Origin of the sequence: Yersinia pekkanenii, assembly GCF_001152565.1 — a bacterium.
In the GTDB taxonomy this organism is placed as follows: domain Bacteria; phylum Pseudomonadota; class Gammaproteobacteria; order Enterobacterales; family Enterobacteriaceae; genus Yersinia; species Yersinia pekkanenii.
Genome location: NZ_CQAZ01000023.1, coordinates 34,648 through 56,253 on the forward strand (window position 1 = coordinate 34,648; position 21,606 = coordinate 56,253).

Below are 21,606 nucleotides of genomic sequence, written 5' to 3' on the forward strand. Positions count from 1 at the left end.
TGTTTATTCCATTATCTGTCCATACCTGCATTGCCTCCAAAGTCGTTAGTTGCACTCGGACATTGGAAGCCTCTGAGTAGCTCACTAATACTTTCATTACCGTAAGTTAAACCTGTCACTTCCAGCTCCACGCGGTCTTTACCCATTAAATAGGTCAAGAGTTGCTTGCCATTAGCATCTTGTTCTACTTCATCTGCCTTATCAGCCCACTTTAGTAGCGCCCAAGGACCGCGTAGAATAATGTCAGGCATCGCCGATGCTTGTTGGCGCTGAGCAGTTAAACTCACCATTGTCCCTTGGCGTACACCCGGCCATTTGAAGAAAGATGGTGTCACTGGGCCATGGGAATAACGCACAATATTCCCGTCAAAGTTCATAATAAGTTGCGTAATCGAGGGGGATAAATAACGCACTGATACAGAGAAATCTACTGCCATTTTTCTGCCTTCACTCGCATTAAACAATGCATCCCTGATAACCGCAGCCTGTTCAAAGAATTCCAGACCCTCACTGCTTGCGCTGCCCTTATAACGCCAAGGTGTCGCAATAGTATCGACTTTACTTTCTAAGTTTTTCTTAAAGTAATTATCCACCGTGCCACCCGCGCCAAAGAAACGCTCAAAATCATTCAAACTGACAACCTTCTCACTGTCAGCGAAGGGATAGCGCCCCTGTAATGTATTGCGGCATATCTGTCCTACTCCCATATCGATCGCATTGGCGGTATGAGCAATCACTTTATTTTCAAATGTCTGCGATGAGCCGGTTAATAACGGCGCAATAATATTACTAAACGGATCTGGCCACGTTTGCGACTCGACCGCAATACGTTCTCCTCCATTAGAAATCGGAGGAATATCGCCATATTCAAAAGCACTGTTAAATACCACCAGACGGGTATATTGATCGTTTAACGCGCCGACGACCCGGCTCATCTGTGTCCCTTGAAGAATAGAAAGGTTACTGTCGCCACCGTCATCACGCTGTTCGCCATTGACAAATGCCCGCAAGGCGTCAAAGCGGCTATCAACAAATTTCTGAACCAGCTTATTCTCACGAAATGCGATTTTTTCCTGCACTTTTTTAGCCTGGTTAATTAAATTGCCTTGATTTCTTATCGTGATATCGTCAAGCAGTGCTTTCTCTGCGGCCTTCTCCACCAGTGTCGTTTCTTTCACCGCTTGCTTTGCCAAATTGAGCAAAGGTGAGTTTTCTGATACCAATGTTCGCAACAGCGCAATATCCAGAGACAGCCCTTCTGCATTCTCTCCACTGTCAGCATCAACAGAAATCAGGCGCACACTGGAGAGAAAGCGTTTCCAGTAATCGGTATATTCTTTCAAATACGCAGTCAGTACCTCTTGTTGTAGCGCCAGAGGATCAAATGAGGAGGAAAGCGGCTGCGCCATCACCCAACGGTCCTCTTGCTGAAGCTGTATCAGCAATGGCGTAAGCTTTTTTTTAACCACCTGATGATAACCCGCGTGGGTATACAACCCTGGGATCCCTCCATGCAGTAACTCATCATCTGACAAGGTGAAAACCTGTGTTGCATTTTCACCCACCATGTTACGCAATGTCAGGTTGGCCGGAGCTTCTGCCTGCAAACGAGATTGAACACGGCCCCACAATCTGGCGGTAACGGTTTGCTCCGCCAGCATTGCCCGGGCCTGCTTGATCAGCTCGCTATCCGCTGGCTGCCCATACTTTTGCCACTCTTTTTGCGTAAACAGCCTCTTCAGATGAGAGGTAAAAATATCCTTTTCTTCATATGGCTCGATTTTTCCGCTTTTCTGCCAGGCTTGAGCGAGGTGATCGACTACATAATTTTGATCGAAATCACCCTCGCCGGTGAGCATCAAATAGAGTTTCAGCTCTGCATATACCGCGACGGGATCCGCCGCATTAATCGCATTCTTTAATGCGACTTGTGCCTCACGTTCAACCATCGGAAGTAGATGTTTTTGCAAGAAGAACTGGTACAAACTATTCGCACTCTGAGAAATAGCGCCACCGGTGTATAAGCCGTAACGCCAGTCAAGATCCGGGTTGCCCACGTCCAGAGTGCCATACTCAGGTAACTGCTGAGTGGCGTTCAACAATGTAGGTAACATCTGCTCATTGCTGGTTTTAACATAACTATTAACCGTGCTTTCTAAATGTTGGAGCTTGGTCCCTACCGCCTGTAAATACCCTTCGTTATGCTGGAAACTGATGAGGAACGACCACACCAGCCACACCGCCAGCCCGATACAGGCAACATGTCCTAGCAGGTTCTGGAAGCGGTATTTGGATTGCACTTTGAGGTTATAGCTAACCAAATCCCCATCTTTGGTGATCACGTCACGGAACAACTGCTTGAGGAAATATTGTTTTCCATAAGCAGCTTCGCTAATCACCTGATTATCTTCATCGCTTCGCTGAGAAATAGAGGCCGGAGATGCAGGTTTGGTGTGGCTGATAACATTGCGCCACTTCTGGATCAGCGTGCTGTTATTTAACAGTCCAATATTCACCGGCTGGCAACTGCTGACAAAATAGATCCCGCGCAATGTGGTATGGAACTTTGTTTCATCAAAACGTGAGGCGAAGAAAACATTTTGCAAGACTTCAGTGACCCGCTGGGACAACATTCTGAAATCCTGAGGTAACGCGTACATGCCTTTGCGATCAGTAACTGAATACTCTTCCTGCTGGCGGACATGCATGTTGTTACTGATACGGTTCTCAAGTAGCGCTAACTCACTGCTAATACGTTGCTCAAGCGCCATATCTGCACGCCCTTTCTCCTCGGTATAAGGGAAAGTAACACCCCAGATTTGTTCGCGATCTTCGGCCGTTAAATTGCGGAAATACTCATCAAAACCAGATAACTGATCCAGTTTCGTTACCATTACATACACCGGGAAACGGACACCGAGTGCACCACGCACCTCATCTAACCGTGTACGCAGGGTTGCTGACAGGCTCAGTAGCTCAGCTTTGCTTTTACCCAGAATGTCGGTGACCGAAATAGCCACGATGACACCATTAACGGCTTTGACCGGACGATACTTTTTAAGCGCCTTTAATATGCCATTCCACTCAGTTTGGTGCGTTTTGCCGTCATCAATGTATTTGCCAGCCGTATCTAAAAACAGCGCATCATTAGAGAACAAACATTCACAATGCTGAGTAGACACATTTTCTTTGCCTATACGATTCAACTGCTCTGGTAACGGAAAATCTTGTCCTGAGGAGAGGATCAGCGAGGTTTTCCCGGCACTCTTCGTCCCCAGCACCATGAACCAAGGCAGTTCGGCACGCCAACGACCAGAAACAAAAAAACGTTTCCAGAATGGAATACCGCTGTGAATACGGCGCACATAATTTATGCCATTACGAATAATTGCATTGATTTCAGAAAGGTCAGGTTCGAGTTCAGCTTGGACTTTCTTCGGGTTAATAAAGTTATCCAGTAGCGCAGGATTGAGCGCTAAAGCCCGCATAAAATGCCACACACCATAAAGAATAGTGATAAAGGCGATAAACGCGATAATTGCGCCACGGCGCAGCGGATCTTCCAGCGGATGGCTATCCCCGATTAATATAAAAGGTGCGATGACCCATACTGCGGCACAAGCGACCACGGCCACGAGAACAAAGCGCGGCACGTTGAACCACAACCCCAAAAATAGGGCCAGCGCCAGTAGCAAGAAAATAATTCTGGGTTCGTAACCTTCAAGAGGCCGCGCCTCGCCAAATCCGAAGATTGGCCCCAGAAACCATATCGCGGCAGCCAGCAACATGAAGCAGCCAACCAGCAATATTCGTTTCATGGCCCAGCCAGAAAAAAATCGATTCAAATAAGACATTCTATATCTCAATAATTAACAAAGAGTTCTACACGGCGGTTTTGTGAGCGTCCTGCTGCATCGTCATTGCTACCTACTGGCTGCGTTTCCCCTTTACCCTCAAACCGAATTTTGTCGGTCGGGATACTGGCTTTCTCCATTAAGCGTGCCACATTGGCAGCTCGTCTCTCAGAAAGAACCTGGTTATTCGGGAAGCCAGGTTTATTAATCGGCATCGAGTCGGTATGCCCCACAATCAACACCGCTCCTTGCACGCGATGAATTTCCTGCGCGACACGTTCAATGATATTGATGATTTCTGGTCGGACCTTATCCGAACCGACCGGGAACATGGTGTCGCCTTTGAAAATAACTTTGCTGCTACCGGCTGTTTCATCGACACTCACTAATTGCTTCGCGATCTCGTCTTTTAACAACACCGTCAGATTTAATTTTTGCGCGACAGCCGGTGGTGCGACAACAATAGGCCGTTGCAATACAGCCATCCTTTTTAGCAAGTCGCTTTCTGGGATGGAGAGAAAATATTTGCTGCCGATAAAGGTGGCGGCAATTAAGAAGCCACACAACAGCATCGATACGCGAACCGGGACAAAAATCCCACGGCGTTTTCTGGATTGATGGGTCACTAACCCATGCGGAGAAAGTACGGTAGGAACCGTGTCTCTGGTACTTTGCAGTAGCGTTAACAACCCCTGGCGGATTTTGGTTAATTGCCGGTCACCATCTTCAATAATGCTGTAACGGCCTTCAAAACCTAGCCCTAAAATACGCAACAATACTTCTAAACAATCCGAATATTCATGCGGGCTCATTGAGAGACGACCGACTAACAGGAAAAATTTATTCCCGCCGTCATTATCACCTTCAAAGTGGTTCAACAGGTTGCTTTGCGACCAGCCAGATATCATGCCCCACGACATGGTGTGAGCCGCTTCATCTAACGCGGTACACAAGCAATAGCGGACGATAGCCATTTTCTTCCATGAGATATCGGCTTCATCGCACACCACACTAAACAGGGTTATCTCATTTTTCAGGCATTCTTTTAATATCTGAATCTGTGAGGCATCCGCTATCTGTTCCGGCATTTCACTTAAGGCGCGCAATAACGGCTGTGCGGCTTCTAATAATGGTGTAGGCGAAGCGACTGCCTTAGCCACCCGCTGCTGCACACTTTCGCCTCGCAGTTGGGCGGTGTCATAGGGCTGAAAGCCTGATGGACGGGTCGCTCCACGACTGAACGCCGCACTGTGCTGCGTATTATCCGTATTATCTATGTTGTCCGTATAGCTATTCTGCTCATCAAGCAAGAAATGGCCCAACGCCTGCGGATTAGTATCCGCATCTCTGCTTTGGTCAAAGGGAGGTATCGGCATTCCTCCGTTCAATTCACTGCTGTCACTCATGAATCTCTAATCCCCCAGAGTTCCATTTTCAGTGCAGGGAAATCACCAGCCACGTGTAATGCAATGGCCCCTGCATTGGAAACTTTGTCCCAGAATGGCCCACTTTTCATTAATTCAAAATAAACGTAGCCCGCGCTGTACGGAATTTGCCGTGGGGGGACCGGCAAGCGTTGTAACTCCAGACCCGGTAAATGTGATCGCACCAATTCATGCAACTGTTGAGGCGCACTGATTTTAGTTTGCACCGAGAACTGATGCTGCAATACATCCATTGGCAATTGTGCGTGGACGGCCAATACCAAATTGGAGAACGAGCGTAATTCATTAGGCAGCACAGAGGCTGACCACACGCCGTTGCCTTTAGGGTCCAGCGGGATCATCTGCCCGGCACGCACTAAGATCTGATTGAGCAACTCATGCACATCATCCACTAATGGGCGAATCGATGCGTAAAGTTTGCCGTGGTCATATCCTGGCGCCGGACGCGGCCGACGCGTTTTGGTGCGAATAAAGGTGGAGAGTTCACCGGCAAATTTGGCTAATTCCTGATAAAGCATGATCGGCGGCAATTCAGGGATATTCCGTAGATGATCGAGGATCGGCTCATATTTATTAAAAATTTGCAGCAGTAAATAATCGACAATTTCTGCACTGGCGCTGGCTTTACCATCACTGTTTGATAGGCGTTTAGCCAGCATATCTGCACGCATTTTGACCAAACCATTAAGGTGGGTCAGCCACTCCGACAGCAGTGAGCTTGCCGCATAGCCCGTCACGGGGGGAATGTAATCCTCCAGATGCAGTAATACACTGCCATCTGGCTGAATAGCGCGAACTTTGGCCAATGGCAAACCGATCCATGATTCGGTCATTTCACTTTCAGAAACTAATCTGAGGCGCAGTCGCGATAGCTGTACCGGCTTTGGCCCCTGACGAATCGCATTGGTATCGCTAAGATCCGCTTCATAGGCGTAAAAACGCGCCAATGAACTCGAATCATATTCATCAAAAATAGTTTCATCACTGTTATCCATGCGCAGTGGTACTGCCAGATAGATAAGCTTGCCCAAATGTTCCGGGGTGATGGTGAGCGGCTCAGGCAGTTCAGCGTGACCGGGGATATCAAAGGGCGTACCGTCAGGTAACACGCCTTTGCCAGATCGCAGCACCAACTTGCCATAGGAGAGCGCTTCACGATCAATTTCATATTGTGCGAATCCCCAAAAGAAGGGGGTGATGGTTGCCGCTCTTTTATGGGCGTAATATTCCAGATAACGTTCTTGCTGTTGAAAAAGTTGCGGGCGAAGAAAAAGACCCTCACTCCAAACGACTTTGTTAGTTCTCACGACTTAATCCATTTCTTTGATTGATATTGACAGACGCTCAACATGCACCTTCACGATCGGTACATCTTGCTGTTTCCCTGACCATAATTTTTTATACCAGGGTTCTATACGTTTCTTGGGTAACGGGTTAATAACCGCTTTCCACTCCGCCTGTTCAATTTCACGATAAGCAGCAACAACGCCGATAGCAGTGATTCCACTGTCCAGCGTCAGCTCTATTTTTTTTGTCTCATTGGGTAGCATGATTCCGTCATACACTTTATCCATCTGTTCCTTTAGCGATGGCGTGCTTTCTTCGGTAATAGTGAAGAAATCACTCGACTTAAATTCATCCATACTCTTAAGAGTGAAAACCGAGATCCTTAACGGATTGGCCACACCTTTGTCATTAGGATTAATATCTTTAGTCGTAGTAAGCTCGACGACAAGTTTCTCAACTTCTGCGGGTTGAGGCTTCGAGCTACAGGCCATTACTAATAGAGTTACCAGCGCTACAAAAAAGTACTGTGTAATCGAATTAAACCAACGGATACTCTTTTTCATACTCAGCCTAATCAAATAAAAACATTAAGCTTTATCCACAATATTATAGTCACCGACATCCCCATGACTTCTCTTATTACATCCGCTACTGTCGGGTCTTTTTACAGCTATTGTGGATAAAGCCTGTGACACAAATCAGGACATTAATACTCATGCTGATATGCACCTAAACTATTGACTCAGAAACCTGAGACTGAGAAAACTTGCCACCTTTATAGTGGCAAGTTTGACGTCTAATCTAAAACAGCATTACTTAGCTTTGCTGATTAGCTTTAACATCGTAGTTGGCAGAAATAACGCCAGATTTATGGCCTTCAGCATTCTGCATAACGTAATCTTGGGTCATCTTAGTGAATGAGAAACGAATTTCTTCACGTGGACGAGTTTCATCTTCAAGAGAACCAGCCATATCAACAGCAGTGATGATGACATCGGTAAATTTGATAGTCAGGTATTCCAGCGGATCGCCACCGGCTTTACGCAGCACGAATTGGATATTTTTAATGTGCTTACCAAGTAAGCAGTAGCTCAATAAGTTCGGGCTAGCTTTATCGATATAATGCGTGAAGCAGAAATCGGAAACAGAGGCTTTACCTGAACCACCGCCTGAACCACTGTGCATATTCGAGTGCTGAGAAACATCCCACTTCCAAGCCAATATCTGAATTTCGTTTTTATGATTAGCATCTAAAGATTCGCCTTCGATACCATCAATTTTAATAAACATATCTTGCGCCATACATTCCTCTCTAACACTTAGATTAATGCCACTCAATGCCATGCATTGAATGACTAAAGGCCTCGTGCGATGTTTCTGCACGAAAACACATACTTTCCTACTTGTAACGATAAAAATCAGATGTATTTAAATAGTGATGCTCACAACAGGATGCCTGGAAATATTATCCCGCAGCCTCTTGGTGGTATTTAATACATTTAATTACGCAACATCTTTCAGCGAAGGCAATTTCGCAACCATACGCAGTGATACCGTCAAACCTTCCAACTGGAAGTGAGGACGCAGGAAGAACTTCGCCTGGTAATAACCTGGGTTGCCTTCAACATCTTCAACAATCACTTCAGCCGCAGCCAAAGGACGACGTGCTTTCGTCTCGATAGAAGAGTTCGCCGGGTCGCCATCAACATAGTTCATAACCCAGTCGTTCAACCAGCGTTGCATCTCATCACGTTCTTTGAATGAACCGATTTTGTCACGCACGATACATTTCAGGTAATGGGCAAAACGTGAACACGCGAATAGATATGGCAGGCGCGCAGACAAGTTGGCATTAGCTGTTGCATCCGCATCGTAATATTCAGCTGGTTTTTGCAGTGACTGTGCGCCAATGAAAGCTGCGTAATCCGTATTTTTCCGGTGAACCAATGGGATAAAGCCATTTTTAGCCAGCTCGGCCTCACGACGGTCAGAAATAGCAATCTCTGTTGGGCATTTCATGTCAATGCCGCCATCATCGGTCGGGAATGTATGACATGGCAGACCTTCAACAACACCACCACTTTCCACACCACGGATCAGGGTACACCAGCCGTATTCTTTAAATGAACGGTTGATGTTAACTGCCATTGCATAGGCCGCATTTGACCACACATACTTACTGTGATCAGCGCCATCAGTGGTCTCTTCAAAGTGGAAGGCATCGACCGGGTTAGTGCTAATACCGTATGGCAGACGCGCCAGAAAACGTGGCATCGCCAGACCAATATAGCGGGAGTCTTCAGACTGACGCAGTGAGTTCCATGCTGCATACTCAAGGTTCTGCGTGAAGATTTTGGTCAAATCGCGCGGATTCGACAGCTCCTGCCAGGATTCCATTTGCAACACCGAAGGTGCCGCGCCGGTAATAAAGGGTACGTGAGCAGAAGCAGCAACCTTGGCGATTGACGCTAACAGGTCAACATCAGGCGCAGTATGGTCAAAATAGTAATCTGCTACCAGGCAACCATAAGGTTCGCCACCCAGTTGGCCATATTCTTCTTCATACACTTTCTTGAATAATGGGCTCTGATCCCAAGCAACACCTTTGTAACGTTTCATGTTACGGCGTAATTCATCTTTAGAGATGTCAAGGAAACGCAATCTCAACTTCTCATCAGTCTCGGTGTTATTCACTAAATAGTGCAGACCACGCCATGCACTTTCCAGAGACTGAAACTCTTGATGATGCAGAATCAAATTGATCTGTTCAGACAGCTTGCTATCAATTTCAGCAATGATAGAGGCAATGCTTTTATAAGCATCGTCTGATACGGTTACTGAGTTAGCCAGCGCCTGCTCAGCCAAGGTTTTAACCGCGCCTTCTACAGCCGCTTTCGTCTGCTCAGACTTCGCCTTGAATTCTTTGGTCAATAACGAATTAAAATCGCTATATTCAGTCGCAGTAGTGGCGGCTGGTTTATTTTTTGCTTCTAAAGTGGACATGGATTCTCTCTTCCTAATCAATCTTACTGTGGCGTGTCAACAGCGGATTGCTTTGCTTTCGGTGACGATGCCAGTGTTGCCAGTAATGATTTATCTTTCAGAAGTTTCATTACTAATTCCTCTGCACCAGCCTTGCCATCCATATAGGTTTGCAAGTTAGCTAATTGAGTACGGGCATCTAACAATTGAGACAGCGAATCGACTTTCTTTGCGATTTCATCTGGAGAAAAGTCATTAAGACTCTCAAAAGTAATATCCACCATCAATTGGCCTTCACCAGTCAGCGTATTTTTTACAGCAAATGCAACGCGTGGTTTCATTGCCTTCATACGCTCATCGAAATTATCAATATCGATGTCCAGAAGTTTTCTGTCTGCCACTGAAGGCAAGGGTTCTAAAGGTTTACCAGATAAGTCAGCCAACACACCCATAACAAATGGCAGTTCAACTTTCTTCTCACTACCGTATATTTCCACATCGTATTCAATCTGTACGCGTGGCGCTCGGTTACGAGCGATAAATTTTTGGGAACTACTTTTACTAACCATATGTACCTTTTATTCAAAATATATTGTAAATATTATCGAGAAGTCAGCTTCCCGAACCACTATCGGAGAGATTAAATGTAAAAAATAATACTGAACCGTATCCCCCTATTTATAAACCAATTCAATACCAGCAGTTGCTCTAACCTGCCCAGGGGTTACTGTATTCATACCTTTTGCATAATAACCCGCTAAAAAATAATGGGTGACATCCTCACCTGAACTGGAAATAACATATTCCTGAACACTATTTTCATCGCCAACCACCATTTGTTGCCCTGTAGCTTTACTTAATCTAATTTGTGCATTTTTGCTGAAATCATCAGCTACTTCATTCTGTAAGTTTCCGGTGATTACGTCCGGTACTGAGGCACCCGCACTAATAAAGCGTAATGATACAGTTCTATTTACCGGACATGATTTCAACGCAATTTGAAATTGCTGTTTACCCGCTTCTGCTCCATCGGTTCTCAATTGGTTTGTCGATAAAGTCGGTAATAAAACAGACTCTGAAGATGAACCATCATTAATACTGACTTCACAGGTATCTTCCAAATACTCGCCGGTAAATGAAACCTGAACGTTACAATCAGTCGTTCCTGCACATGAACTGGCTGCCTGCACTGGCTGCCGCGCTATAAAAGCCACTACCAGCAACAGTAAAAACGAACCCAATTTCAGTACAACATTACTTTTTAGCCACGAAGACATATCACCTCCAACTGTTTTATTTTCGTGCTTTCTGTCTTCGCCACTGTGTTAGCTTCCGTGCCTGATTCAATACGGCATTTATCTTTGCCACTATTCCAGATGGCATGCAGTGGCTGTGTTCCTGGCGACCAGCCCCGGATAAATACCATTCCGCCTTGCCCAACAATTCCTTGACTCACTGCATCGGCATCCAACAATTCTGTACCAATAGGAATAAACTCTTTATTTTCATCCCTGACGATCAGTATCAGTGCGGTACCAGTAATGGTCTTCATACTGACGGGGATCATTGACCCGGCTCTCGGTACTACTATTTTCTGGTTCTCAAGTACATCGACTGAGTCAGGTAACTTGTTGTAATCAATACCAACACTGTTTTCACGATACGGTGTCAGCGATGTCATAATGGCGTATCCACGGCTGTCAATTTTCGCACCACGGCCATTAAACAACATTGCCCCTTCCGCACCCTCGGCATGAATGATGGCAAAAGGCGCGTCGCCAAGTCTTGGGCCGATTGTTACACCGCCCTGATGTGCCACCAGGCTACCGTTCGTCGAAGCTGAAAGCTGTTTCGACGCATTATTATTGGCTGATGCCGTCATCCCGAATTGGCCTACCGGGGTCTGGTAATTAAGGTTACCTGTTACCGTTTTAGCCGCAGAGGTTTCACCACCGCTGGCATACGATGTCCCGACACCATAGGACAACTCACTCTGATCGCCCCTGCTGCCATTCGCATTCACCTGCACTGTTGAGTTCCCTGCAGCATCACGGCTAGCCATAGAATATAGCGAACTAAACAACGGCCGGCTTATCCCACTGCCGCCAAGAGGGATACTAATCGCTAGCATGTAACTGTTTTCATAATTGCTATTGTTACTACTATTGTTGCCATTGTTGCTGTTATCGCTGCTATTACTGGTGCGTAACGCCGTCACAGCATAAGAGAAATAACGCAACGAATGGTTATAGGTCACGGCATATTGCTTTGACGTACCCTGATTTCCCCAGTAGCTATAAAAACTGCTGTTCAGGTTAACCGACATATTGTCAGCTATACGCTGGGAAACACTGAGCGACAGGCGGTTACGTGTACGGTAGTCAATATCATCACGCCCATTGTTAATGCCATAGTGATCCAGGCTTGCTTCTCTAAAACTGTAATATCCACTGGAAGAGTATCGATACGCCGCTAATGTCAGGTTGGTATCGGTTTCTCCCACGTATTTGCTATAGTCAATTTTGTAACTATTACCGGATAAGCGATGGTCATTGAACAATTCACTTCTCGCATGGATAACATCCATAGAAATACCCCCGATCGGTGTATTGAATGCGTTACCTATCCCTATCGAACTATAATTCTCTGCCAGTTGCGCTCCGCCATACAGCGTATAGGTATTGCCTAGACCGTAGTGATACGAGCCCTGTACGATAGTCGGATCCGCATTTACCGTATTGTCATTCAGTCGTCCAGCCGCGATATTGAACTGAGAGACCCCTTGGTAAAGCAACATTGGTGGCGCCGAAAAAGGTATCCTCTGAGTACGGGTTCTGCCATCAGATTCGGTGATCGTCATTTGCAAATCACCACCGTAAGCCATGGTACCAATATCAGCCAGTTCAAAAGCACCCGGTGTCACCACCGTCTCATACACAGTTTGCCCACGCTGGCTGATGGTAACTCTGGCGTTGGTTTCTGCCACACCACGCACTACCGGGGAATAATTGCGTATCCCTTCAGCTAACATACGGCGGTCTGATGCAAGCTGCACACCGCGTAGCCCGTAGCCCTCGAATAAATCACCAGTAGTATTACTATCACCAACTGTTAATTGACTTTTCAATGGGGTAATGTCTGTTGCCGCATAACCGTACAAATTTTGGGTATGCATCCCGCCAGTATTGGCCCAACGGGTATTAAGGCGTTTTCTTAACCGCCACTCACCTATATTCGCCCCGCCAATTAAACCGATATTGCCGTTGTACGAATTTGATACCTTATTGTCATCATCATTATGACCGTTAAAAACGCTATAAAGGTTGCCGCTATAATCCAGAAAACCCACTGGCCCGCCTGACTCCCACAAACTGGAGTCAATATATCCGCGTGGATGTTTCACTAAATTAAACTGCGGCACGGTGATTGAAAGTTCAAAATCCCCGGAGTTATAGCTGATACTGCTGTCGTTAATTAAATCCTTTAACAGGTAACACTGATCTTTTGCTGCTACCTTGACGTTCTCTGGTATATGAGTAGAACCATTAAGCTCAATTCTAATACCTAATGCATCAAGCTGATCCAATCTGAAACAAGGTTCGGCAGTTGACTCACCGTCTACTGATTTAAAGCGGATAGTATGCTTACCACTCATTTTGCCATTAACAATGACCATTACATCATAGGTGCCTGGAGACACCGGATTTTCATTCATAAACCGCGAGACATCGACGGACAAACCGTGGATAAACCCAGGGTTAAATTCAACGGCTGTGATTTCAGCATGATCAGTTGAATTCATAACAGGTGCTGCTGTAGCACTCTTATTTATTAGTAAAGCCGCACTTATCATTACAATCGTGAAACCTAATAAAGCTTTACAGGGTACATTAACCAATCTGTCGATTTTATTTTCTATGTCGCGTGTTATACATGAATGGTTCACGATATAAAGCTCCCGTTAATTCTGTCCCTTTGGTGACAAGTGCGTAGGGTTCCCTTTTCAAAAAAAATATGCTCATGCTTAGTTTTTATTATTCTTTAACCAGAGTCCCTTTACCTTGTGTAAACGATAATTTTTCTTCAACGTTTGCGCCGTAATCGTTTAACACTTTGTAATTTACAGCTGAAATACTTGAGGTTTTATTTTTCGGATAAAATACCAGTGTTGAAAAAGGAGCTAACATTTCGGTATTAAGCTCTACTTTATTCCCACCTGTTATCGCCACACCACTATCAAAGGAGATATAATAAGGCGTCGGATTAGTCACTTTCACACCTTGGCCTTTCTGACTATCGCTAATCAGTTCCCATTGCAGTTTCTCTCTTTGTTCAGAGCCACTACTATCCAATGAGGTTGGTCGATAGAAAATTTTAATTCGGGTGCGAAAAGCCAGTTCAAGTTTATTTTTATCACTTCCATCTTTTTGTACTGAGGGTATATCCAGCATATTAAACCAGAATACTGACTCTTTATCCTGCGGCAATGCCATACCGTTATAAATTATACGGATGCTTTGACCTTTACCGGCCTCAACACGAAATACCGGCGGGGTAACCATAAAAGGAACAGTTACGTTATTAATATTAGCATTACTCTTTCCGTCATCGACCCAAACTTGTACTAAAGCTGGCTGCGTGCCTTTATTATTAGTCCGTATGCTGACTTCTTTTTGGGCTGCCGGAAATATCACACGAGTGCCACTAATCGTCATAGCAGCATACGTTGGGATGTTGCCAGCAATCAGCGACAACACTAAAATAATTGTTTTATAAAACATCACGCTACCAAATAATAATGCGTTGAATGAGCAAGTTTATTGTTATAACACCTTGCTACCAGCCCTTTTATCAGCCTGAGCAGTAAGGTGTTATTACTTGCTAACATGCGGCCCGATTAAAGATGGGCCGCAAACCTATCATCCCAAAGGGATATTAGTTATAAGCCAGTACGTATTGAACTTGAGCAGTCACATCACCAGCAGTAGTTGCTGCAGTTGCATAGTAGCCACCTGCGTAAGACATACGCACAGTACCTGGAGCGTCAACATCAGCACCTGGGATAACATCAAATTTAGAACCGGTATCACCAACAAGGATCTGCGATGCATCTGAGATGTTGTACAAACGAACTTCAACTTTGCCAGCTGCCGTAGCAGATTCAGCGTTGTTTGTCAGGTTACCCGTCACTGGGTTAGCGCCGGTGCTGTTGATAGCTTCAAAGTGAGCAGCTACGCTGGTGATTTCAGTCGGGCAATTAACTACGTCGATAACGAAGCTAGTAGAACCGGCTTCTTCACCAGCCGCGCTCAGATTCTGGGTAGAAAGCGTCGGCAATGTTACAACAATGTTTTCACTTCCAGCTGCAACTTCACAAGTTTCGTTGATCAATTTACCGTTGAAAGTAACAGTACCATCGGTACCTGCAAAAGCAGTCGCTGAAGCAACAGACAGAGCCAGAGCACAGACTGCTAAATTTACTTTACGCATAATTTTTATCCTTTAGTTTATTTTAAAATATTATTTATTGGTTAAAACATCTATATAGTTCACATCTACACGGACAGGTGTTTACTATTCTTTTTTTGCCTTTTATTATTACAAGTAACAGCAAATATTGGTTGAATAAAACACATCATCATCACATTAAAATTAATGTATTTTATCATTTTCATTCAACACCGAGACCGTAAATTTATTTTCAACTTTATCGACGAAAACAATCTGCTTAGGCATCACATTGTGGTCGCGCAAAATAAACTTGCCAATTTCCGGTGTAATATTTTTTTCAATATAACGAATAAGCATCCGCGCGCCGGTTTCTGCCACCGAACAACAGCTAACGACATCGTCAACCACTTTGTCACTGTATTGCAGCGTCAACTGATGTTGAGACTGCAAACGCCCGCCGATACGATCTAAATGTAACCGGACAATATGTTGCAACGCACTTTGTTGTAGCGGCAAATAAGGGATCACCGTAACGCGACCTAAAAATGCTGCGGGGAAAACTTTCAACAATTCAGGCTGCAAAGCACTTAATATTCCATCTTGATCCGGTGCGGTATCGGGATCAGCTAATAAGTTGCTTAATAACTCACTGCCTACATTACTGGTCAACAGCAAAATAGTGTTTTTAAAATCGATAAACCGCCCTTCGCCATCTTCCATCTGACCTTTATCAAATACCTGGAAGAACAGTTCATGTACATCAGAATGTGCTTTTTCGATTTCGTCTAACAACACCACACTATAAGGTTTACGACGTACGGCTTCGGTTAACACACCACCTTCACCGTAGCCAACATAGCCCGGAGGCGAACCTTTTAATGATGAAACCGTATGCGATTCTTGATATTCACTCATATTAATAGTGATCAAATTTTGCTCACCACCGTACATACTTTCAGCAATTGCCAGCGCAGTTTCTGTTTTACCCACACCAGAAGGACCAACCAACATAAAGACGCCCAGTGGCTTTCTTGGATCAGCCATACCCGCACGCGCAGTCATAATATTTTCGCTCAATTGCACTAATGCATGAGGCTGACCAATAACGCGCTCTTCAAGACGTTGCGGCAGTTCCATCACCGCGCGGATATCGTCTTTCAGCATTTGTCCTACCTGGATCCCAGTCCAGTCTGCAACGATATTGGCGATCACTGTGGCGTTTACCTCAGCCTGCACCAAGGGTTGTGCACCACGAACCTGTAAAAGCTGTTCTTCTAGCTGCGCCAATTGTTGCTGATGCTGCTGGCGTTTATCTTCATCAAGCGTTGGCTGTGAAACCAGTTCATATAGCGCAGTTCGTGTAGCCGTAATCGCCGCTACCAACTCGCGCTCTGCCTGCCAACGCTGATTAAGCTGGCTGGCTGCTGCTGAAAACTGGGCAATATTTGCTTGTAACTGCTCAGCACGTTCGTCCTGCCCTTTACCAAAATGCCGTGCTTTTTCCAGTGATGACAACTCTGTTTGCGCCGTTTCACTCTGGAATGTCAGTTGCTGCAATTCTGTTGGTTGTGAGAACTGCGCCACCGCAACTCGTGCACAGGCGGTATCGAGCAAACTGATCGCCTTATCTGGTAACTGACGAGCCGGAATATAACGATGAGACAAACGTACCGCAGCCTGCAAGGCTTCATCCATTATCCATACACCGTGGTGCTTTTCTAACGCAGGTGTTAGCCCACGCAGCATGGAAATCGCGGTGTTTTCATCAGGCTCACCGACCTGAAGCACTTGGAAACGACGGGTCAGCGCCGGATCTTTTTCAATGTGGCGTTTAAACTCACTCCAGGTAGTGGCACCAATGGTACGCAATTGACCACGCGCCAAAGCAGGTTTCAGCAAGTTCGCTGCATCGCCAGTGCCGGCATTACCACCCGCACCAATCAGAGTGTGTACTTCATCGATAAACAAGATTACCGGTGTTGGTGAAGCCATCGCTTCGTCCAAAACATTCTTCAAACGAGCTTCAAACTCACCTTTCATACTGGCACCCGCAGAGAGAGCGACAATATCCAACGCCAGTAAGCTGACCTGACTCAGTGCTGGCGGCATTTCACCCGCAGCAATAGCCAATGCCAATCCTTCAACTACCGCCGTTTTCCCTACGCCGGCTTCACCGGTAAGCAGCGGATTGTTTTGTCGGCGACGCAGTAATATATCCACCATGGTGCTAATTTCATGATTACGCCCCAGCACCGGGTCTATCTTGCCTTCACGGGCCAATGCGGTCAGATCAGTGGTGTACTGCGCTAATGTACCTGTGCTTTTATGACCAATAGCATTACTGGCTTCGCCGGGTAACGCGCCGTCATACATCGGGCTGCCATCTGTGGCTGTTTCATTCGCTTCCGGTGATGTCTGCGTAATGAAATTCAAATCGCTGCTCAAATGCTCCAGAGAGACTTTTTCCATTTCTGGGGCAATAACAAACAGCGCCCGGCGCAACTCCATGTTGGTTAACATCGCCAGCAGCAGGTGACCACTACGAATACGAGTATCTAAACATTCTAAACTGGCATAGACCCATGCCCGTTCAATGGCTAACTCAATATGGTATGAAAAATCGGAGATGCTGGTCGCACCGACTGGCAATTTGGCCAGTGCCTGAGCTAAGCCGCGCTCAAAAGCGTCAACATCCACCGCAAAATATCGAATAATATGTTTAAGGTCGTTATCATCCTGATGCCAAAGTTGGTTCAACCAATGAACCAGCTCTACATAAGGGTTACCGCGCAACTTACAAATAGTGGTCGCACTTTCAATACCTTTAAAAAGAGTGGCATCCAGTTTGCCAAATAAATTTTTCCTGGTAATAGCCACGTTGTTTATCCTGGTCTTTTTAACTGTATTCACATCTGTCTGTATTTTTATGCCGGATGTCTATATCAGTTTATATGTGTATTGATGGTGGCTCGTAGGGTAAAAATAATTACGTAACGAACTATCTCGTGGGGCCAAGAGTAATGTGATTAAATAAAAAACAAAAGCAGATTAATTCAATATTTATCATTTTAAGAATTTCACTCGACTTAATGTCCTACTGCGCTTAAATATACTAACCCTCCATCAAACATTAATATAAGACAACCTCACCAACCAATGTAAGATAATTCCATTAATAGGTATGGAAATTTCCTACAATAAAAATTTAAGCGTAATTTGAATATAATACACACTCATTTTAATTAGGAATTTCGCCCACGCAAAAGTCCTAAAATCATATCGTAGCCATAACGCAACCCATTGATTAAAGTCAGCATGTAATTATAAACCATTAGTTCTAACATTATAAAGCCTTTAAAGAAAGTTGAGTCATACACTCCAGCATGTAATAATTCCCATACTAATTTATATTAAAAAACATTATTACAAACCTTCTCCTACATCATCTGCAAAGTAGAATAAAAATAATATTTTAATTTATTGTGTGCAGACAAAATTGATAAAATTATTTCGTTGTCTATAAATGCCGTTATCTATGAATGTATAGAATCTTAATAAACGAGCACAATGATAGAAGTAATTCGACTGATAGGGCGAAAGAAAGCTGACATAAAACAACCGAGGCAGTAAGTGGATCACAAATTTCTTGACTACTACAATAAAGAGCTGACTTTCATGCGCGAAATGGCGCAAGAGTTCGCCGATAAGCATCCTAAAATTGCGGGCCGTTTGGGTATGCATGGGATTGAAGTTGCCGATCCCTATGTCGAGCGTCTGATCGAATCTTTCTGCTTTTTATCCGCCAGAACCCAAATAAAACTAGATGCCGAGTTCCCTAAATTTACTCAGCGTCTGTTGGATATTGTCTATCCTAATTACAACTCACCCACTCCCTCTATGGGGGTCATTCAGCTTAAGCCAAATCTGAAAGAGGGTGACCTGACCCTGGGGTATAATGTTCCTCGTGGCAGCTCCTTCTTCACCCATATTGCGCCAGGCGAAACCACGCGCTGTGAATTCCGCAGTGGGCAGGATGTGGGGCTGTGGCCACTGGAGATAACCGAGGCGCGCCTTAGCTCTGTGCCACCTGACATGCCTAATCTGGAGAAGCACCGGATTCCCTATCACCGGCTTAAGGGTGCCTTGCGCATTAAATTAAAACTGGTGGGTGACTTACAATTCTCACAGTTGGAGGGGCTGGATCGGTTACCCATCTATATTGATGGGGACGAGAGAATAGTTTCACATATCTTTGAACTCCTGCATGCCAGCCATGTTGCTACCATCATTCGGGCAGGCCACGGAGAAACAGCAGAAGATACCGTAATCAGTGACAACCCTCTCTCTTTTGAGGGGCTCAGCCCTGATCAAAGCCTGTTGCCGTTGTCATGGAATATTTTCCATGGCCATAACCTGATGCACGAATATTTTACCTGCCGCCAGCGGTTCTATTTCTTTACCCTGACACAATTATCCAAAAGTCTGCGCAATAATCATACCAACGAAGCAGAGATAATCATCTTACTGGATCGGTTGCCGCAGGAGCTAGTGAGCCATGTTGCTGCCTCTCGTTTCCTATTAAATTGCACCCCGGTGATCAATCTGTTTCCGAAGCGGATGGATAAGATTGAGATCAATCGGGCGTTGAACGATTTTCATGTGGTACCTGATCGTAGCCGTCCGCTAGACTACGAAGTCTTCTCGATCAGTAAAGTGTTTGGTCAACAGGCTGAAACCAGCAAAGAGGTGGTATTTAATCCTCTCTACCAAACCCGCCACTGTGACAATGGTAATTTTGGTCGTTATTTCTCCATTACCCGCAAGTCCAGGACCGGTCAGAATAATAAACGGAAGTATGACACCCGCACCCCTTATGCCAGTACTGAGGTGTTTGTTTCGTTAGTTGACCAACAAGAAGCACCTTATGGCGATAGCCTGCGCTATTTATCTATCGAGGCACTGGTGACTAATCGGGATCTGCCTCGACTCATTTCGAGTAGTGGTAACTTTGAATTAACCATGTCGGATTCGGCGCCAGTGCATGGCGCGCGCTTCGTATTCCAGCCCAGTGCTCCGCGAGCCCCCTTTGCCATCGATGAATCTGCCTGGCGTTTGATTCGTCAGCTCAGTTTCAACTATCTGCCGTTGTCTGATATGTCCCATTCCAATGGCGGTGAATCATTGCGCAATATGCTGCGCCTGTTTGTTAATGCTTCAGACCATGAATCGAATACCCAAATTGATGCGTTGGTTGGCTGTAAAAGCGAGCCGGTGATCCGACGGTTGCCGGGTAATGGTCTGCTGGTTTATGGCCGTGGTATCTGCTGCACACTGACTGTCGATGAAGAAGGATTCTCCGGTATCAGCCCTTATCTGTTTGGTTTGATCATGGAAAACTATCTGGCGCGCCATGCTGCCATCAACGTGTTTACTGAAACCGAACTGAACTCCATGCAAAGAGGGCGTGTCGGTCAATGGAAAGCCCGCCCTGGCCGACGAGGAGTCCTGTAATGCAACCTGATGAGAAAATTCATCAGAAAGGTCTGACCAATCTGGATGTCTGGTATCAAGAAGCACAGCCCTGGAATGCGGGTTTTATCAGCATGATGCGCGCTAATGCTGCCCGCACTGCCGATATGCCAGCGCCAGGGCAAGCTATGCTGCCTGAGCAAGAAACATTCCGTATCGGGCAAAGTGCCAGTATGGCGTTCTCACCCCGTGAGATATCCCATGTTGAAATCAAAGACGGGAAATTGGATCTACAGCTTTTTGGTCTGGGTATTTGGGGGCCGCATGGTGCGATGCCTCTGCAGATGACCGAACTGGCCTACACCCGCGCTGAACTGCATGACCATACGATGACCGACTTCGTTGATCTTTTTCATCATCGTGCTCTATCCCAATTTTATCGGGCCTGGTTTGTCTCGCAGGATACCGCTTCGCTGGATAGGCAACATGATGAAAAATTTTCCTTTTATGTCGGTAGCCTGGCCGGGCTTGATCCACAGGAACTGACTAATAGTGCGTTGCCGGTTCATGCACACCTCGCCTCATCAGCACATTTAATTCGTGAAGCGCGTAATCCTGAAGGTTTATTGGGTGCGTTGCAGTACTACTTTGAAGTGCCGGTCAGCATGGTGGAATACGCCCCGCAATGGATCTATCTGGATAAAAATGACCAGACCCAGCTCGGTGACGGTGACTCGGCGATGATGTTGGGTGACGGTGCCATTCTGGGCGATACCGTTTTAGATCGGCAGCACAAATTTGAACTGATCTTCGGCCCGCTCAGCCTACAGCAGTACCAACGTTTCAGCCCCTCCGGACAGGATTTGCCCATATTACGTGAGTGGGTACGTAACTTTGTCGGATTTGAATATGCCTGGGAAGTCCGGTTGATATTAGCTGCCAGTGAAGTCCCTATTGCGACTCTGGAGGGCGGGAGTCAGTTGGGATACACCAGTTGGCTGGCGCGGGATGATATCTCTGCCGATGTCCGAGGGATGAGTTTTGAACCCGAAATGCACTGCTATTAACCCATAACCTGCACGGCTGTTAGCCTAAAAACGAAAAATAAACCACGACGT

14 protein-coding genes are annotated in these 21,606 nt (G+C 45.7%); 2 read left to right on the forward strand and 12 right to left on the reverse strand.

Features of this window, described 5'->3' with window-relative positions; genetic code table 11:
• Positions 1-11: 11 nt before the first annotated feature.
• From tssM to tssH, 12 genes are all read right to left on the reverse strand, one after another.
• Complete coding sequence (gene tssM, locus AEP37_RS12985; protein WP_049613712.1) at positions 12-3,854, reverse strand: type VI secretion system membrane subunit TssM; 3,843 nt, start codon at positions 3,852-3,854, stop codon at positions 12-14.
• Positions 3,855-3,862: 8 nt separating this feature from the next.
• Positions 3,863-5,260: a type VI secretion system protein TssL, long form gene (gene tssL / locus AEP37_RS12990; RefSeq protein WP_049613713.1), complete on the reverse strand. Its 1,398-nt coding sequence runs from the start codon at positions 5,258-5,260 to the stop codon at positions 3,863-3,865.
• Positions 5,257-6,606, reverse strand: coding sequence for a type VI secretion system baseplate subunit TssK (gene tssK / locus AEP37_RS12995; RefSeq protein ID WP_049613714.1), 1,350 nt, complete (start codon positions 6,604-6,606; stop codon positions 5,257-5,259). Before tssK ends, tssL begins: the two co-directional genes overlap by 4 nt.
• Positions 6,607-6,609: 3 nt before the next feature.
• Positions 6,610-7,149, reverse strand: coding sequence for a type VI secretion system lipoprotein TssJ (gene tssJ / locus AEP37_RS13000; protein WP_049613715.1), 540 nt, complete (start codon positions 7,147-7,149; stop codon positions 6,610-6,612).
• Between the two features lie 253 nt (positions 7,150-7,402).
• The gene (locus tag AEP37_RS13005; RefSeq protein ID WP_049613716.1) at positions 7,403-7,888 is read right to left on the reverse strand and encodes an Hcp family type VI secretion system effector; all 486 of its coding nucleotides are present in this window, start codon (positions 7,886-7,888) and stop codon (positions 7,403-7,405) included.
• 201 nt (positions 7,889-8,089) lie between these two features.
• Positions 8,090-9,589: a type VI secretion system contractile sheath large subunit gene (gene tssC / locus AEP37_RS13010; protein WP_049613717.1), complete on the reverse strand. Its 1,500-nt coding sequence runs from the start codon at positions 9,587-9,589 to the stop codon at positions 8,090-8,092.
• Positions 9,590-9,612: 23 nt separating this feature from the next.
• Complete coding sequence (gene tssB, locus AEP37_RS13015; RefSeq protein ID WP_049613718.1) at positions 9,613-10,137, reverse strand: type VI secretion system contractile sheath small subunit; 525 nt, start codon at positions 10,135-10,137, stop codon at positions 9,613-9,615.
• A gap of 105 nt (positions 10,138-10,242) precedes the next feature.
• A complete protein-coding gene (locus tag AEP37_RS13020) occupies positions 10,243-10,845 on the reverse strand; it encodes a fimbrial protein (RefSeq protein ID WP_049613719.1) in 603 nt (200 codons plus the stop codon).
• Complete coding sequence (locus tag AEP37_RS24930; protein WP_072086303.1) at positions 10,830-13,514, reverse strand: fimbria/pilus outer membrane usher protein; 2,685 nt, start codon at positions 13,512-13,514, stop codon at positions 10,830-10,832. The genes AEP37_RS13020 and AEP37_RS24930 overlap by 16 nt, the downstream gene beginning before the upstream one ends.
• An 88-nt stretch (positions 13,515-13,602) precedes the next feature.
• Positions 13,603-14,349 carry a fimbria/pilus periplasmic chaperone gene (locus tag AEP37_RS13030; RefSeq protein WP_049613720.1) on the reverse strand — a complete coding sequence of 249 codons (747 nt, stop codon included), beginning with the start codon at positions 14,347-14,349 and terminating at the stop codon, positions 13,603-13,605.
• A gap of 154 nt (positions 14,350-14,503) precedes the next feature.
• Positions 14,504-15,058, reverse strand: a complete 555-nt coding sequence (locus tag AEP37_RS13035) for a fimbrial protein (protein ID WP_049613721.1) — start codon at positions 15,056-15,058, stop codon at positions 14,504-14,506.
• A gap of 162 nt (positions 15,059-15,220) precedes the next feature.
• Positions 15,221-17,896 carry a type VI secretion system ATPase TssH gene (gene tssH, locus AEP37_RS13040; RefSeq protein WP_049613722.1) on the reverse strand — a complete coding sequence of 892 codons (2,676 nt, stop codon included), beginning with the start codon at positions 17,894-17,896 and terminating at the stop codon, positions 15,221-15,223.
• 753 nt (positions 17,897-18,649) lie between these two features.
• Between tssH and tssF the strand changes: the two genes are divergently transcribed.
• On the forward strand, positions 18,650-20,530 hold the full coding sequence (tssF, locus tag AEP37_RS13045) for a type VI secretion system baseplate subunit TssF (RefSeq protein WP_049613723.1): 1,881 nt from the start codon (positions 18,650-18,652) through the stop codon (positions 20,528-20,530).
• A complete protein-coding gene (gene tssG / locus AEP37_RS13050; protein ID WP_049613724.1) occupies positions 20,530-21,555 on the forward strand; it encodes a type VI secretion system baseplate subunit TssG in 1,026 nt (341 codons plus the stop codon). Before tssF ends, tssG begins: the two co-directional genes overlap by 1 nt.
• The last annotated feature ends 51 nt before the right edge of the window (positions 21,556-21,606 follow it).